General features: G+C 58.0%; 15 protein-coding genes, 1 tRNA gene and 4 pseudogenes. 7 read left to right on the top strand and 13 right to left on the bottom strand.

Annotated features, from left to right (window positions below):
• Positions 1–16 precede the first annotated feature (16 nt).
• The 4 genes from KPG66_RS07885 to KPG66_RS07900 form a co-directional block, all read right to left on the bottom strand.
• On the bottom strand, positions 17–1,078 hold the full coding sequence (locus tag KPG66_RS07885; RefSeq protein ID WP_013435549.1) for a sulfate/molybdate ABC transporter ATP-binding protein: 1,062 nt from the start codon (positions 1,076–1,078) through the stop codon (positions 17–19).
• Between the two features lie 20 nt (positions 1,079–1,098).
• Positions 1,099–2,004, bottom strand: a complete 906-nt coding sequence (cysW, locus tag KPG66_RS07890) for a sulfate ABC transporter permease subunit CysW (RefSeq protein WP_049786391.1) — start codon at positions 2,002–2,004, stop codon at positions 1,099–1,101.
• Positions 2,001–2,897: a sulfate ABC transporter permease subunit CysT gene (gene cysT / locus KPG66_RS07895; RefSeq protein WP_013435551.1), complete on the bottom strand. Its 897-nt coding sequence runs from the start codon at positions 2,895–2,897 to the stop codon at positions 2,001–2,003. Before cysT ends, cysW begins: the two co-directional genes overlap by 4 nt.
• Before the next feature lie 111 nt (positions 2,898–3,008).
• Positions 3,009–4,058 (bottom strand): sulfate ABC transporter substrate-binding protein, encoded by a 1,050-nt coding sequence (locus KPG66_RS07900; protein WP_013435552.1) that lies wholly within the window; start codon positions 4,056–4,058, stop codon positions 3,009–3,011.
• A 223-nt stretch (positions 4,059–4,281) separates the two neighbouring features.
• On the opposite strand from KPG66_RS07900, the gene lexA reads away from it, so the two are divergent.
• Genes lexA through KPG66_RS07915 form a run of 3 tightly spaced genes read left to right on the top strand, consistent with a single transcriptional unit; the run spans position 4,282 to position 6,053 of the window.
• Positions 4,282–4,929, top strand: a complete 648-nt coding sequence (gene lexA, locus KPG66_RS07905) for a transcriptional repressor LexA (protein ID WP_041753623.1) — start codon at positions 4,282–4,284, stop codon at positions 4,927–4,929.
• A 20-nt stretch (positions 4,930–4,949) separates the two neighbouring features.
• Positions 4,950–5,366 (top strand): hypothetical protein, encoded by a 417-nt coding sequence (locus tag KPG66_RS07910; RefSeq protein ID WP_013435554.1) that lies wholly within the window; start codon positions 4,950–4,952, stop codon positions 5,364–5,366.
• Positions 5,367–5,390: 24 nt separating this feature from the next.
• The gene (locus tag KPG66_RS07915; RefSeq protein WP_013435555.1) at positions 5,391–6,053 is read left to right on the top strand and encodes a DUF2939 domain-containing protein; all 663 of its coding nucleotides are present in this window, start codon (positions 5,391–5,393) and stop codon (positions 6,051–6,053) included.
• Between the two features lie 57 nt (positions 6,054–6,110).
• On the opposite strand, the pseudogene KPG66_RS07920 reads toward KPG66_RS07915, so the two are convergent.
• Positions 6,111–6,619 (bottom strand): annotated as a pseudogene (locus tag KPG66_RS07920) (universal stress protein).
• Positions 6,620–7,677: 1,058 nt separating this feature from the next.
• Between KPG66_RS07920 and KPG66_RS07925 the strand changes: the two are divergent.
• The gene (locus KPG66_RS07925) at positions 7,678–8,001 is read left to right on the top strand and encodes a hypothetical protein (protein ID WP_013435561.1); all 324 of its coding nucleotides are present in this window, start codon (positions 7,678–7,680) and stop codon (positions 7,999–8,001) included.
• Positions 8,002–8,616: 615 nt separating this feature from the next.
• Here the strand turns inward: KPG66_RS07925 and KPG66_RS17905 are convergent.
• Together KPG66_RS17905 and KPG66_RS17910 are read right to left on the bottom strand one after the other, a co-directional pair.
• The gene (locus KPG66_RS17905; protein WP_013435564.1) at positions 8,617–8,787 is read right to left on the bottom strand and encodes a hypothetical protein; all 171 of its coding nucleotides are present in this window, start codon (positions 8,785–8,787) and stop codon (positions 8,617–8,619) included.
• A gap of 237 nt (positions 8,788–9,024) precedes the next feature.
• Positions 9,025–9,285, bottom strand: a pseudogene (locus tag KPG66_RS17910) (transposase); the annotation flags it as partial.
• Between the two features lie 329 nt (positions 9,286–9,614).
• Between KPG66_RS17910 and KPG66_RS07935 the strand changes: the two are divergent.
• Positions 9,615–10,130 (top strand): hypothetical protein, encoded by a 516-nt coding sequence (locus KPG66_RS07935; RefSeq protein ID WP_157864389.1) that lies wholly within the window; start codon positions 9,615–9,617, stop codon positions 10,128–10,130.
• 279 nt (positions 10,131–10,409) lie between these two features.
• Here the strand turns inward: KPG66_RS07935 and KPG66_RS17715 are convergent.
• From KPG66_RS17715 to KPG66_RS07960, 6 genes and pseudogenes are all read right to left on the bottom strand, one after another.
• Positions 10,410–10,547: pseudogene (locus KPG66_RS17715) on the bottom strand (lysis system i-spanin subunit Rz); the annotation flags it as partial.
• 540 nt (positions 10,548–11,087) lie between these two features.
• Positions 11,088–11,163, bottom strand: a tRNA-His gene (locus KPG66_RS07940).
• Positions 11,164–11,297: 134 nt separating this feature from the next.
• The gene (dusA, locus tag KPG66_RS07945; protein ID WP_237070565.1) at positions 11,298–12,323 is read right to left on the bottom strand and encodes a tRNA dihydrouridine(20/20a) synthase DusA; all 1,026 of its coding nucleotides are present in this window, start codon (positions 12,321–12,323) and stop codon (positions 11,298–11,300) included.
• 749 nt (positions 12,324–13,072) lie between these two features.
• Positions 13,073–13,207: an entericidin A/B family lipoprotein gene (locus KPG66_RS07950; RefSeq protein WP_041753625.1), complete on the bottom strand. Its 135-nt coding sequence runs from the start codon at positions 13,205–13,207 to the stop codon at positions 13,073–13,075.
• Between the two features lie 381 nt (positions 13,208–13,588).
• Positions 13,589–13,948: a hypothetical protein gene (locus KPG66_RS07955; RefSeq protein WP_157864390.1), complete on the bottom strand. Its 360-nt coding sequence runs from the start codon at positions 13,946–13,948 to the stop codon at positions 13,589–13,591.
• Between the two features lie 96 nt (positions 13,949–14,044).
• A pseudogene (locus tag KPG66_RS07960) lies at positions 14,045–14,562 on the bottom strand (ABC transporter substrate-binding protein); the annotation flags it as partial.
• A 183-nt stretch (positions 14,563–14,745) separates the two neighbouring features.
• Between KPG66_RS07960 and KPG66_RS07965 the strand changes: the two are divergent.
• Positions 14,746–15,006, top strand: a complete 261-nt coding sequence (locus KPG66_RS07965) for a type II toxin-antitoxin system TacA family antitoxin (RefSeq protein ID WP_041753630.1) — start codon at positions 14,746–14,748, stop codon at positions 15,004–15,006.
• Positions 15,003–15,500 (top strand): GNAT family N-acetyltransferase, encoded by a 498-nt coding sequence (locus KPG66_RS07970; RefSeq protein WP_237070566.1) that lies wholly within the window; start codon positions 15,003–15,005, stop codon positions 15,498–15,500. Before KPG66_RS07965 ends, KPG66_RS07970 begins: the two co-directional genes overlap by 4 nt.
• The last annotated feature ends 299 nt before the right edge of the window (positions 15,501–15,799 follow it).

Below are 15,799 nucleotides of genomic sequence, written 5' to 3' on the forward strand. Positions count from 1 at the left end.
TTCGTTTTCTCAGTTCTCATCGTTGCGCGGGAAACACCCGCACGGCACGCGGCACCGCGGTCACGCCGTCGCCGACGGCCAGCCCCAGCGCGCGCCATGCGTCACGATCGAGCTGCGCTTCCAGCGTCTGGCCAGCCTGAGCCTGAAGCTCAACGCGCACCGAGCCGCCCAGCGGCACGATCCGCCGCACGTCCACGCGGATGCCGTCCTGCGCGGCGCCCGCCTGCGGCAACAGTTGTAGATCGTGCGGTCGCACAAAGGCAAGCGCTGGTCCGCTGAAGTCACCCTGCGCGGCAATCCGTGCGCCTTCGCCGTGCGGCACGAAGCCCTGTTCGCCCAGTGTGCCGGACAGCCGGTTCGCCGCGCCGAGAAATTCATAGACGAACGCACTACCCGGGTGGTCGTAGATGTCCTGCGGACTGCCGATCTGCTCGACGCGGCCATGATTGAGCACCACGATTCGATCCGCAACCTCGAGTGCCTCCTCTTGATCGTGCGTCACGAAGAGGGTCGAGATATGCAGGTCGTCGTGCAGACGCCGCAACCAGCTGCGCAGCTCCTTGCGCACCTTGGCATCGAGCGCGCCGAACGGCTCGTCGAGCAATAGCACCTTGGGCTCGACCGCAAGCGCGCGCGCCAGCGCAATGCGTTGGCGCTGTCCGCCCGACAACTCAGACGGATAGCGTTGCGCGAGCCAATCCAGTTGCACGAGCTTGAGCAACTCGTGGACCTTTTCCCGAATTTGCGCCTCTGAGGGGCGCTCGCGGCGCGGCTTCACACGCAGCCCGAACGCGACATTCTCGAACACCGTCATATGACGGAACAGCGCATAGTGCTGGAACACAAAGCCGACCTGACGCTCGCGCGCGCCGACGTCGTTCACGTCCTGCCCATGCAGCACAACCTGCCCCACATCCGCATACTCCAAGCCTGCAATCACACGCAGCAGCGTGGTCTTGCCACAGCCGGACGGCCCGAGTAGCGCGACCAGTTCGCCGGACGGGAATTCTAGCGACACATTGTCGAGCGCGGTGAAATCGCCAAAGTGCTTTTGCAAGTTGCGAACAATGATGCCCATATCAATTTCCGCGTGGATGGCTAGCTAGCTGCCGGCTCGCTCGACGTCTGGGTGAGCCGGCGTTGCGCGATCAATTTCAACGCGAGCGTCGCCAGCGCAAGCAACGCCAGTAGCGACGCGACCGCGAACGCGGCGACGAAGTTGTATTCGTTGTAGAGAATTTCCACGTGCAAGGGCATCGTGTTGGTCTGCCCGCGAATGTGGCCAGAAACCACCGAGACTGCACCAAACTCGCCCATGGCGCGGGCATTGCACAAGATCACGCCGTATAACAGGCCCCACTTAACGTTGGGCAGCGTCACGCGACAAAAGATCTGCCAGCCGGAGGCGCCCAGCACACGGGCCGCCTCCTCCTCGTCGGCGCCCTGCGCCTGCATGAGCGGGATCAATTCGCGCGCGACAAATGGAAACGTGACGAACACCGTCGCCAGCACGATGCCTGGCACCGCGAAGATAATCTGCACGTTGCGATCTTGTAGCCACGGGCCAAACCAGCCTTGCGCACCGAACATCAGCACGTAGATCAGCCCGGAGATCACCGGCGAGACCGAAAATGGCAAGTCAATCAGCGTAGTCAGTAGACTCTTGCCGCGGAACTCGAACTTTGCGATCGCCCATGACGCGCATAAGCCGAATACAACGTTCAGCGGCACAGCGATCACCGCCGTGATCAATGTCAGCTTGATCGCCGACAGTGCATCCGCGTCGGTCAAGGCGTCCAGATAGACCCCCACGCCCTTGGCTAGCGCCTGATAGAACACCGCGGCCAGCGGCAGCACCAGGAACAGGCCAAGAAAAAGCAGCGCGATCGCAGTCAGCGCCCACCGTACCGCACGCGGCTCGGTCGTCACGTCTACACGCGATGCCCGCCTCGGCTGCACGCCAGCATCGATTGCGACCGCCGATTGAGTGGCTTGCTGGCTCATCGCGCCTCGCCAGCCGTGACCACGGACGGTGCGACACTGGGTGGCGTCGCGCAGCGCGTACTGGACGTGCGCCGCTGCAGCACCCATTGCAGCGTGTTGATCGTCAGCAGCAGCACGAACGATACGAGCAGCATCACGACGGCCAGGGCCGTCGCCCCTGCATAGTCGTACTGTTCCAGCTTCGTAATGATCAACAATGATGTGATTTCAGACTTCATTGGCATATTGCCCGCAATAAAAATCACCGAGCCATATTCGCCGAGCGCACGCGCAAACGCGAGCGCAAAACCCGTCAGCAGCGCGGGCAGCAACGACGGCAGGACCACGCGGCGAAAGGTCAGCCAGCGCGTCGCACCGAGGCAGGCAGCGGCCTCCTCCTGCTCGCGCTCGAACTCCTCCAGCACCGGTTGCACGGTGCGGACCACGAACGGCAATCCAATGAAGGTCAGCGCGACCAGCACCCCGAGCGGCGTGAATGCCACCTTGATGCCAAGCGGGACGAGCAGCGAGCCTACCCAGCCGTTACCCGAATAGACGGCGGCCAGCGCAATGCCAGCGACCGCGGTGGGCAAAGCGAACGGCAGATCGATCACCGCATCGACAAGCCGCTTGAACGCAAACTCATACCGCACCAGCACCCATGCTACGACAAAGCCGAACACCACATTGAGCAGCGCGGCGCCCAGCGACGCGCAGAACGTGAGCCGGTACGAGGCCAGCACGCGCGGCGACGCGACGGCACGCGCAAACTCGGGCCACGTCAATGTCGCCGTCTTCAAGAAAGCCGCGGCAAGCGGGACCAGCACCACTAGGCCCAAATACGCGACCGTGATACCGAACGTGACATCGAACCCGGGCAACGCACTGGGCTTGCGAAAATAAAAACGACTCATGCCTGCTACTCGCCTCCAAGCACCGCTCGCACCCGACCCAGGGGATTCGGGCTCGGCGTACGCCGGCAGCCCTCTCAGGCCGCGGGCCGCCGCCTGGCAGCCATCGTCGGCTTACTGTGGCTGATAAATCGAATCGAATACGCCACCGTCGGCAAAATGCACTTTTTGAGCCTTCGCCCATCCGCCGAATGTATCGTTGACCGTGTACAACTTAAGCTTTGGGAACTGCCGGATCAGCGCGTCGGGCACCTTGCTCGAGCGCGGCCGATAGAAGTGCTTTGCCGCGATCTGCTGGCCCTGCTCGGTGTACAGAAAGTTCAGGTAAGCCTGCGCGAGCTTGCGCGTGCCGCGGCGGTCCACCACCTTGTCGACCAGCGCGACCGGTGGTTCGGCCAGAATGCTGACCGATGGCATCACGATCTCGAATTGGTCAGGCCCGAACTCCTTGAGCGACAGGAATGCTTCGTTTTCCCAGGCGACCAGCACGTCGCCGATACCGCGTTGCACGAAGCTGGTAGTCGCACCCCGTGCGCCGGAATCGAGCACACCGGCATTCTTGTACAGCTTTGCGACGAACTCGCGCGCTTTTTGCTCACTGCCACCCGGCTGGTGCAACGCGTACGCCCATGCGGCCAGGTAGTTCCAGCGTGCGCCACCGGAAGTCTTTGGGTTCGGGGTGACGATGGACACGCCCGGCTTGACCAGATCGTCCCAGTCCTTGATCCGTTTCGGATTGCCCTTGCGCACAACGAACACGATCGTCGACGTGTACGGCGCCGCATGGTCCGGCAAGCGTTTTTGCCAATCCGCGTCAATCAATCCCTGCTTGGCGATCGCATCGATATCGTAGGCCAGCGCCAACGTGACAACGTCCGCCTGCAAGCCATCGATGACCGAACGCGCCTGCGCGCCCGAGCCGCCGTGCGACTGTCTGAACGATACGGTCTCGCCGGTCTTGGCCTTCCATTCTTTTGCGAACGCTTGATTCATGTCCTGGTACAGTTCTCGCGTCGGGTCATACGACACATTGAGTAGCGTCCTGTCCGCGACGGCCGCGCCACTGGCCACGATGCCGCACGTCAGCACCCATGTCGCGGCTAACCGCCGCCACACCGATGCACTGTCGCGCTGCCGCGCCCGCCCCGTTACCTGTTCGCTCATTTGTATGCCCGTGGATGTCGTGAGGACCGGCCAAGTCTAACGAACGCGTTTCATTATCAAAAATAATCGTTCCTTATGCTTTTATATTCAAAAGTCGTAAGAGACCGGGCGGCGCGCCAACAATTTATGCCACGAGCAAACAGACAACGATTTCAAGTAACACTTGAAATACTGCGAATACTGTATAAAAATACAGGAACCTGTTCATCCATACAGTAACCTCATGACTAAACTCACCGCCCGTCAGCAGCAGGTCTACGACTTGATCCGCCGCGCGATCGAGCGCACCGGCTTTCCGCCGACGCGCGCCGAGATCGCTGCAGAACTCGGCTTTAGCTCAGCCAACTCGGCCGAAGAGCACTTGCGCGCGTTGGCGCGCAAAGGGGTGATCGAACTGGCGGCGGGTGCGTCACGCGGGATCCGATTGCTGTCAATGGAAGACGGACCGCACCAGTACACGCTGCCACATCCAGCGGTCATGCAGTTATCGCTGCCGCTGGTCGGTCGCGTCGCGGCCGGCAGTCCGATCCTGGCTCAGGAGCATATCGCGCAGCATTACGCGTGCGATCCAGCGCTGTTTGTGAGCCGGCCCGACTATCTTCTGAAAGTACGCGGGATGTCGATGCGCGATGCAGGCATCTTCGACGGAGACCTGCTGGCCGTACAGAAACAGCACGATGTGAAAGAAGGCCAGATTGTGGTGGCGCGGCTGGGCGACGACGTGACGGTCAAGCGCTTCCATCGGCTGGTAAATGGCATCGAATTGATCGCAGAAAATCCGGATTACGAGAACATCATTGTGAGCCCGGGACAAGAAGATTTTGAATTGGAAGGCATTGCGGTCGGCTTGATCCGCCCCAACGCGTTCTAAATACCGACACGGAGAAACCGATGAAACGACTTGCCCGCCTGTTTCCGTTACGCGCGTTCGGGCGCCTGCGTCATCTGCGAGGCCTCGTGCCATGCGGTGCATCATCGCACCCCGCCACTTCGTTCGGTCTGTTGATGGGCGGCGCGACGCCGGCACAGCGCCCGACCGCACCAATGCACGACGGCATGGCACACGTCGTGCGGGAGTACATGGAATTGCCATCTAGCTTACCGGCTTTCGCGCGCGTGCCGCTGCGCCACGGCGTGCCTCAGGCCGAACCGGCCCGTCGTCGCCCATGGCGGGAGGACGAACCGGTGCGCGTCTACCGCAGTGCATCGCGCGTGGTACTAGTGGGCCATATCGATGCGGTTTGCAGCATGATCGACCGGTATATCGCGGCAGAGGAGACTGGGGTTGCCCACGGTTTGCTGGATTAATTTGTTCGCGCTACAACTGCGCATATGACATCGGCCTCATTTAAGCGTCTTGTCGCCGCAGGGGTGACGCTGGCTAGCGGGGTGGCAGGCGTGCTCAGCTACGCGTCGCCTTATATCGTCCTGAACCGCCTGGAGCATGCAGCCGATGCGCGCGACGCCGAGACGGTCAATCGATACGTCGACTACCCTGCATTGCGTGCCAGTTTGAAACAGGAACTCAATGCACGGATCACGCGTGCGGTCGGCGCGCATGCAGATGATTCGCCGCTGGCGCAGGCAGTCGCCAGTGTCGGCACGATGGTCGGTTCCGCGTTAATCGCACCGATTGTCGAAGTCTATGCAACGCCAGACGGTGTGGCCGCGTTGCTAGCCGGCATGCCCCCGCGCGATTTGGCAAGCGACACGACACCGCCGGGCCCGGTGCGGGTTCCGCAAGCGAGTGCGACACGCGGCGCAGCCGTTTCCGGTACGTCGGATTCCGCCGGCCCCAGCGCACCAGGCGGCCGACAGCCCGCGGCCGGCGCGTCCGTAAGCGGCGAAGTTCGCGCGAGTGCCGCCTATCGCGGCCTCAACGAGTTCGTAGTCCGATACCGCACTGATTCGAAGGACCCGCCGTATAGGATGATTTTTAACCGAACCGGCGTTTTCAGCTGGCAACTTGTTGGAGTCAAACTCAACGGTTCATGATGCGGGTCATTGCGACACGGGGCCGACCCATGTGAATCCACACCGTAGCGCGACAACTCAAACCCTTTCCGCCGCTGCAGCGGTGGATAACTCGACTTCATTCGCTTCGCCCGCGCTCGAGACGGCAACCAGGATGCTGCAGCGAACGCGGTCCAGCAACTACGTATTCTCCGGGCCTGTCCACCAGCGAGCCAAGCCGGTGCGCACGATGACCGACCACGACGAGACCCGCCTGCATATGCTCCGCACACTGGGTGATTTCGTCAATCGGATTGCCCAATGCGAAACGGCCATGCGCACTCAGGCCCCGTTTCTGGAGCCAATCCACCCCGTCCTGCAGAATGTCCCGCGCCGCCTGCTCGAACTGCCCGCACGCCACATCGGTCATCAACCCCGCGCTTTGCGCAATGCTCGAGCACATGTTCACGACAGCCAGCACATGCGTCTGCGCCCTAAGGTCGAGTGCCAGCTCGGTTCCCTGACACAATGCCTTGCGGCTTTTCCACTGCCTTGCGACCTTCCCGCGACCCATCGTAGCACAGCAAAATGGTTCGATAGCTGGCGATGTCGACCTCCGTTGGTTCAAAAAGTGAATCCATCCGTGCATCTTCGACCGTCGGAATCAACAAAAAATGCAGGAAAACACGTATCCAGGAATCGATTGCCAGGATCGATCTCAATGCCGACTCTGCCCTCGATGCCTAAACACGCGATTGAATTTACCAGCGTCAAAAAAAGTCCATGCAAATAATATGGTCATCGATGCCCTGTTGATTTACCGCCAGAACGGGCAGGGCTATGGGTTACTCAAATCGAAGGCTCCGGCAAGACGACCACACTGCGTATGTTGCTCGGCATGGCACCGCCGGATGCGGGCATCATTCATGGGCTCGGCGGGCCCGTGCGCGCATGAGTGTCGTGCCGCGACTTGATGCTCTCCATCCGAACTTTCCGTCATCGAGAATCTACGCGTGCTTACCTGGTACTTCGGCATTCTGGCATGCACGGGCAATGCGCGAAGCCGTCGCTGCTCGAATTCACCCAGCTCGACAACAAGGCTTACGCCCGTGTCACGGAGTTCTCAAACGGCATGAAACGGCGCCTGACGGCTGACTCACGCATTAACCAATAACCCTCCCTACCCGTGAGAGACACACCTACGACCGGCCGGATCCGCAAGCTCGGCATCTGGTCTGGAAGCAATGACGCTTGTTGCTTGCACGCGGTAACGTAATGGCTTAGTGAAAACTGCTCAGAATGGTGCAACTTGGTTCACACAGTGAAATTTTTGATTGATAACATTTACGGTGTATTCCAATTAGTAAACACTGACTTTGCACTCAGCGGGCTTTGGTCACACGCATGGCATAATACATATCAAATATGGCGGATTATTCGGTATTCTTCATCGATGTTTACGCCACCATGTTGGTTGGGCTGCTCATGCTAGCCATCGGGGAAACCGCATGTTACGCTTAGCGCAGCGAGGATAAATAACTGTATGCTAGTGACGCACTCGTACACATGGGAAATTTTCCTTACGCCAGCTGATAAATTTTATATAAGTGAAGTTTCATCCGCACTGCATCGCATCGCTTAACTTATTTACCAAAGGAGAGCCATAATGATTAAAAAATACTTAATCTCTTTGATTTTTATGATGCTTCTCGCAATAAATAATGCATTTGCAATGGATGGCGGATTTTGCTTTCCTGTAAAACAAGCAGAAAGAGGACAAAATATTATAGCCAGTACAGAATTGGGGCCTAATATGCAATGGAAGTGCGACGACGGAATTATGGAAAATTTTTTTTATAGACCATTAACAACCACATCGCAAATTTATCAAATGGGTTTCCGCATTGTCGGAGTTTACACCGCCAGCTCTTCCATAAATAAATCCCCACAAGAAAACATACCCTATATTCTTATTGAAAGGAACCGATGAAGCGCACAGAAATAATAATAAACAACTAACCACCAATAGAGTGTTGTCAAAATCTGCCTGCTTATACGACAACCACTATAAATAGAAAATCTCAAATTTTGTCATTTTATTATGCCTGCTCTTCGGGTGCCTGTCTTACGGGAAGATTCCTCAAACCGTAAGGCGGGCAAAGCGTTGATGTAGAAAAATCCTCTCTTTTTAACCTTTAACTTCTTTGCCTCCCAACTAGTTTTTAACACAGCATGTTCAGGTCAGTGCATTCCCCTGTTGTACATAGATGCGGCAGATCGTCAAATATTCTTTGGAATACTTATCACGATGATCCGGGCTCATCAAATTAGCCGGTACGTAATCCCCGCACTCTCGACGGATTAACGAGTTTGACAATCAGCGACACACTTGCATACCGTTGCATAATTAGCCGGCCATGAACTAATAGTTTTGGCCTGCGGATGAGTCGTGTGATACCACGTCGCAAACCCGGATGATAGACCTTCACACCATCGATGGCGACACTCTTATAGCCACGGTCAGCGACGGCGGACTGCGGGACCGATCAGCTCTTTCAACGCCGCACGACTTTGCTGGGCTAATCCGTCCAGTTGCCGCTCGACGTCACGCACCACGCACCACGCGCCCAACGCGCGACCACAAGCGCCAAAGCGCCTTCTTCATCCGCTTGTGCGGCTTCGCATGCGCATAGCGGCCGGTCTGGCTTGCCAGACGCGGCGCTTCGTGATTGTCGTTCTGCCGCAACTTCAGCCCGTTCCGGGCCGCAGCCCTCACTCAATGTTTCCGACAACGTTTAAGCAGGCGCGAATCGGTGGGGTGGGCAATTGCCTTTTCCATCACCGCCCGGTATCTATACCCTTGCGGGGCTCCATGGCTGGCCCGCACATTCCTCTGCCAACGCTTCGCTGCCCTCCTCGGGGATGCCCATGCACGGCTCGGGGCGATGTGGCTCTCTATGCCTTCATCGTAGTGGGCTCTCACCACCTGCACCTTGCCGATCTTCCGGCGCACCCAATACAGGTTCTCGAACCATTGCCAGAGCACGTCCTCGTCCGACAGATCGAAGACGTGCTGCAAATACAGCAGCCCTGCGGTTAAGCGCGGCGAATTGGCCGGTCGGCCCCGGTGCGGCACGGTACTCACGTTCATCGCCGTGCCCAACCGCTCCTAGTCGCACAGACGGCAAGGCAGACCACGGATGCTTCAAATTGGTCGGCTCGCGCAGCGGTTGGCGAAACAATCTTCCGCTGTCACCGGCGTCTTCGGACCCATCCATACCTCGTCAGGATTGGCAGGTTTCACACCCCAATATGCCCGCTCTTTGCAACTCCCACAACACCGTTTCGAGTTCGCAGCCTAGCCGCATATGCCTTCCAGGGGAATTCAGAGCCGACTTGCTAGCGCTCAACAAGTTATTTTAGGCAATCTGGCTAAGGGAGCCATGTAGATTATGCAACAATAACCTATGATAGCGGACTATTCTTTCATTTATAATTTATTCAGCCGCAACGCTTGCAACTGTGTTTATAAAAACCTATATTTTTTGCGGGGCCACTCGGATGGTGAATTAATAAACTTTTTTATACGGGATGAGATTAACCATGCGCAAAACAATCAAACTTATTTTGATGCTTTTGTTCCCGCTTGTGACATCGTCGGCTTGGTCTGATGTCGGAGATGTCGATATTGAAGGATACTCCATGGCCGTCCCCAATCAGACTAGTACGATACGGGTCCAAGACGTTCAAGTGAATAACATCGTGGAAGAGGGCGATAGATGTCCGGAGAACGGTCGCCAAGCCAGGAATGCCAACGGAACCCCACTTTTTTGCCAATCTGGGGTATGGAAAACTGCACTGGCGGGCGCCAAGATACGCACGGTATTTAGCGAGTTTGGGAACATGGTTAACCCGCATACTGGAAAGCCTGACGTTGGCCTTGCTACTTGTAACGCCGACGAAATTGTTATCGCTGGTGGCGGCAACTGCCAAAACGGGGACAAAGCATGGTTACACACGTCAGGGCCGCACGGCAATGGTTGGATGGCCAACTGTTACGCGGGTAATCATGGCGACAACCCTGCTCAGGCAATCGCTATTTGTTTGTCTATTCGGTGAATTACGGAAACCTCCATTGTCACGCAAATGCAAAACATAGGGTTTGCACGGCAAGCTTTATTCTAAAACAAGCTGGATTGCCAATCATGTGGCGAGTGAATTAATATTGGAGCGGACTTGCCAATCCAGTGTATGGGCTGGCAACGCCCGCAGCACAACCAAACGGCTGCTGCTAATAGCAGATTGGCGGAATTTTCAGACCATGGTCGGATAAAAGGTCATTTTTGCCTCCGCTACGCTTCACGCATGCTGTTTAGTCCATGACAGCAACAATATTGCTTATCGGCAACTAACCGTCTGCGGCCGTACTGCACACATGTAGCCTTGGAGCGCGCGAAGCTTCTTTATTTCTCGCTGGGCGCCGGCCGCAACGGCGGAAACGCGCTCTGCCACTGCTGCGTCGAGGTCTGCATAGGCAGTGGTTTGCGGCCTGACCCGCTCGTCGTTGGCCAGCAGCTTACGCAGCCCCAGTATTGCGCCGATGACGGCCAACGCCAGTAGATTCTCTCGTGTTCGTTCAGTGGCATCATCCTTTTCCAGTGCGCATCATGGTCGCCAGACGGTAAGTGCAAGCGCCCAATTGCGTGGCTTACTTCGAGGCGAGCAGCGGGTGAAGCCGCAAGCCAGGTTCTCGAACCGCTATGGGACGCACCATACGTCGGCCGACTCCAAGGCGGGATGGCGAAGCTGATAGGCAAGGCGCTCGAGCTAAAAAAATCGAAAGGCGGTTCACGTTCCACGAGCTGCACGCCTACTACGTGACCAGGCACAGGGCAGAACGCGGCATGCTGCCGGCTCTTGATGCAAATCCGGCGACGACCGCACGCGCTGACGACCGCACAAAAATCGCAAAGCGGCGAAGCATGTCATTCTCAACTTGAGAATGACAAAGCAAAAACGGCACTGGATAAAATCTCAGTGCCGTTTTATAAACGCTTGATTTTCTTAAAAATTCTTTGGGGTGGCCGATGGGACTCGAACCCACGACGACAGGAATCACAATCCTGGACTCTACCAACTGAGCTACGGCCACCACTGCAGGAACCGATACATCGAGGCACGCTGCACGCCGGTGAGAACAATCACCAGCGGAGACCGGAATTATACGCAGGGATTTCCCATTTTGCTAGCGGTGGGACGCAAAAAATTCTGACCCAGCTACCGGCTTCACTCGACATGCGCTTTTGCCATGTGATCGTGCCCGGCCGGGCGGGCGTTCAACATGGCGCGCGCCTCGTCAAATATGCGCGAATCGCCAGTGGCCAGTTTTCGATGATCCGACAACACGCGGCGCCAACCTCTCGCGCCAGGTTGGTCGCGATAAAGCCCGAGCATATGCCGCGTGACGGCGCCAATGTAGGTACCCCGAGCCTGTTCGGCCCCAATATACTCGATCATCGCCTGCTCGACCTCGCCGCGCGTACGCGCCAGCGCCGACGGCTCGTAGAAGCGCCTATCGACATCTGCCAGCAGAAAGGGATTGTGATAGGCTTCGCGCCCGATCATCACGCCGTCGACGTGGTGCAGGTGTTCATGCGCCTCATCCAACGTCTTGATGCCGCCATTGATGACGATCTCGAACTCAGGGAAGTCACGCTTGAGCCGGTACGCGTAGTCATACTTCAACGGTGGAATCTCGCGGTTCTCTTTCGGCGACAGTCCCTTCAGTATCGCGTTGCGCGCGTGCACGATGAATACGCGGCATCCACCTTGCGCCACAGTGCCCACGAAATCGCGCACGAACCCATAGTCATCGATCGCGTCCACGCCGATCCGATGCTTGACCGTCACGGGCACCGCGACAGCATCGCACATTGCCTTCACACAATCGGCGACCAGCGTTGCCTCCTTCATCAGGCACGCGCCGAATGCGCCGCGCTGCACCCGCTCGGACGGACAGCCACAATTCAGATTGACTTCATCGTAGCCCCACTGCTCTGCAAGTTTCGCGCAGCGGGCAAGCTCGTCCGGCTCGCTGCCGCCAAGCTGTAATGCAATCGGGGCCTCCTGTGGCGTGAACGACAGGTGTCGTGCAACGTCGCCGAACAGCAGGGCGCCAGTCGTCACCATTTCCGTGTATAGGTAGACGTGGCGGGATAATTGCCGGTGGAAATAGCGGCAATGGCGGTCGGTCCAGTCCATCATCGGCGCGACGCAGATGCGTCGGGCACGATGGGCGTTGAAGTCGGTCATCGGAGCAGCAGTCGCGGAATACGCGAGTATCGCGGCAAACCGACATTTTATCGTCTCTGCGACGGCCTCGCACCCGCGCGTGTCTCTGCGCAAAAAGCCCAGCCCGCGACGGGCTAGGGAGCCCCTAATTCAAAAATACATTACTTCAAAACTTGAACTCATCGCAGTAGCCCGGAGCCGTTGAGAGCGCTCGCTCTGCGCGGATTGTCTCACTATGTCCGACGCCGCCGGACTCGAGCCATACGTCGACGCTGCCGGCAAGTTGGTGGGTGCCGGCCTTCATCATTCCGACCATACTGCTGAAACGACCATGCCGGGTGCCAACTGACCCGAAGAAATTTTGGACCCGTAGGTGCCAGGCATGTGACTCGAAGTAAGCAGCAAGCGCTATTAGCGGCATGACAACAGGCGAACCATGTTCCTCGACGCGGCGACGCTCGTGTCATCTATCAGGCAGTTCATGGAATTTCAGCTTCGTGATGCCATTTCAGCGAACACACTGCTCTGCGTGCCGACATGGGCCCAAAATCAGCGTCGGGCGCTTTACGTGCCGGTCAGAGGATACGGCTTCGCCCGCTGCTCAGCCGCGCACCGGGCACCATGCTGGTGCCTCGTCCGTCCATTCTGACGGATCGGGGCCTGCCCAGGCAAACAGAGAAAGCCGGGTATGCCCCCTGATGATCATCGCTGGACCACCCTCGGCCCACTGGAAAGTCTTCGGTCGCAGCCACGCGCTGCGGCTTCTTTTGCTACTTCGCCTCCTCCGCGGAGTGAGTCATCGCCCTGCCGCCCGCGGAGATATCCTGCCCTACGCCGGACACCGTGTTGCACCCGGCCAGCGCGACCCCGGTCAGCATGAGTATTGCAGCAATCATACGTGTCATTTGACTATTCCCAAAAAATGGATGGCATGAAAATGCGGACCGGCAATAACCGCGTCCCCGGTACATCGTGGCCCACGCGCGAAAACGCCGGCCACCGGCATCGAAACCGTCCGGGGTCCGGCTCATTGAACAGAGAAGCAAACAAAGCGCCGCGACGAACACCGGCAGCCCCAAGCACGCAGGTGGCCCACTGCGGCCACAGCGAGATCATAATTTGCTCGGCGCCGACCTTCTGTGCGTTCGAGCACCGATTCATCGAGCAATCAATATGTCGTGCTGGCCGGCGTGCCCGCCGGCGCGCGCCGCGATGTGGGCCCGGCCGGCAACATCCCGCCAGCGTAGTCAGCGCCTGCAACAGCGCGCAGTACTCTACGGTGCGATTTATACTTTAATAGAAAATGGAATCGAGTTCGCGCAGGCGCTAGCCGCTGTGGTGCGACAAAAGGAGAAAGCGATGAGGCACATGACATGGCTGGCAATATACAGCGTCGCGGTGGCAACCGCCTCCGCAGTTGCTGCGCCCTGCGCCGGCATCGCGGCAGACCATCGCACACCGCTCTCCGGTTGGACGATCCCGGCCGGCGCGGCGGCGTCGCCCGCTGTAGCGGTTTCGTCCGGCACGAGATCCGCCCATGCGGGCACCGGGTCGTCTGCGCCAGTCCCAAGCAGTGGCGCAGGCGGCATGTCAAAACGTCCTGAAGACGCAGGCAAGGCCAATAATCCAGACAACATGCCGATCAAGCGCCCGGATTCAAAGACCAACGACCGCATCCTGAGAGATCACCTGCCAAGCGACGCGATCGCCCGGTAGCACGGCGCGGTATGCAGCAGCTGAACTGCAGCGACGATCGCTCTAGACGCGTGTTGACAATCCGCAAAATACGGCTCCCAAATCACCCACGCGCCGACGCTGCCTGTACGAATGCCGCACGGGCATCGCCGGCGGCAGACAGATGGGACGGATATCCGCATAGCTCAGCCCAGCCCGCTGCAGCGCGCGCGCACAAGTATGTAATAGACGTTGGAGCCCTTTTTCAACACAACGCGCTTGCCGCGCAATTGTGCGACCGAACGAATCGGCGAATCGTGTTGCACGGCGATCGCTTCGGCCACCGGGGCGGACGGTTCACTACTGACATAGATGAAGTCGACGCCCCCGCCTGGACAAATACCGGCAGCATCTCGCTGGTGGTTTCTAGGTCTAGGGCATTCGCGTTGAGCCCCTCCAGCAATTACAGCCCGGCGGAAAACTCCAGCCATGAAACCGCGACGCCTTACGCGGCCAGCCGCTTTCCGAGCGTGCCCTTGAGCAGCACCAGCGTACCGTACTTCTGATAGCCGATGCGCAGCGTGGTCGGCGCATTTCAAAGCGCATCTTACGGGGCGTGGGTCACTGCCAGTCAAGACTCTTGTAGCAAAAGCAACGCGTTGCCGCGCGTGGATCCAGAGCGCCACCCAAATGCTGGCTGTCGGCTCTGTTGTATTGACAACAGATATACACTAATATAGTGTATCTATTGTATATACAAGGAGCTATCATGCGAGACGCCGCTATCAATCTACGTGCCCTGCCTGAACAGCGCGATTTGATCGACCATGCCGCAAGCTTACTAGGCAAGAACCGCTCCGACTTCATGCTCGAAGTCGCGTGCGAGCGAGCACAAGCGGTTGTGCTGGATCGGGTGTTTTTCCATTTGGACGCTGACAAGTTCCAGCAGTTCGTGGCAATGCTAGACGCGCCGCAAAGCGCCAATCCGGGCCTTAAGCGCTTGATGAACATTAAGGCCCCCTGGAAGTGAGTGTGGAACTTTTTGCCCCGCAGTCCCTATGCGCTCAGCATCGGCTTGATGAGTTTGACTGTGGCGAGTCAGCTTTAAATGAGTGGCTTAAGCGTCGAGCGTTAATTAATCACCTGAGCGGGGCCAGTCATACGTTTGTCGCGGTTGATGCTGACCAGCGCGTCTTCGGCTATTATGCGTTGGCAGCAGGGGCGGTTTCACATCAGCAAGCCACCGGCGCGGTTCGCCGCAATATGCCAGATCCGGTTCCGGTCATGGTGCTGGCTCGGCTTGCAGTCGATCTACGGGCTCAGGGCATCAAACTCGGTGCGGCCTTGCTGCAAGACGCGGTATGCCGAGTACAGGCCGTATCGGAGAATGTCGGCGTTCGGGCCTTGCTTGTCCATGCGCTGCATGAGCGTGCACGTCAGTTCTACGAGCGCTACGGATTTCAATCCTCGCCAGTGCATTCTATGACGTTAATGTTGCGACTACCGCAAGGCAGCCATACGTAAAGGGCCGCTGGCTGCTACGAGGTGAGCCCCGGCGCTTACGCCGGATGGCCGATTTGCTAAACGTGTGCGAGCGAAGCAACAACCCGCCCTCTTCCTCGCTCATCTTTCCAGATTCCAAATTTTTTGCAGTTCTTCCGCGCTTCCATTGCTCACCAAGGACGCAATTTTCCGCAGTTGAGGCTACCCCAAAAAACTGGGCCATTCAAAAGTAGAAAAAATCCGGCATGATGCAACCTTAACAAGCAGAAGGTCATGTCGTGAAGAAGAGCAGATACACTGAAGAACAGATTACATTTGCG

The organism is Mycetohabitans sp. B2, assembly GCF_021733735.1.
GTDB classification, from domain to species: Bacteria; Pseudomonadota; Gammaproteobacteria; order Burkholderiales; family Burkholderiaceae; genus Mycetohabitans; species Mycetohabitans rhizoxinica.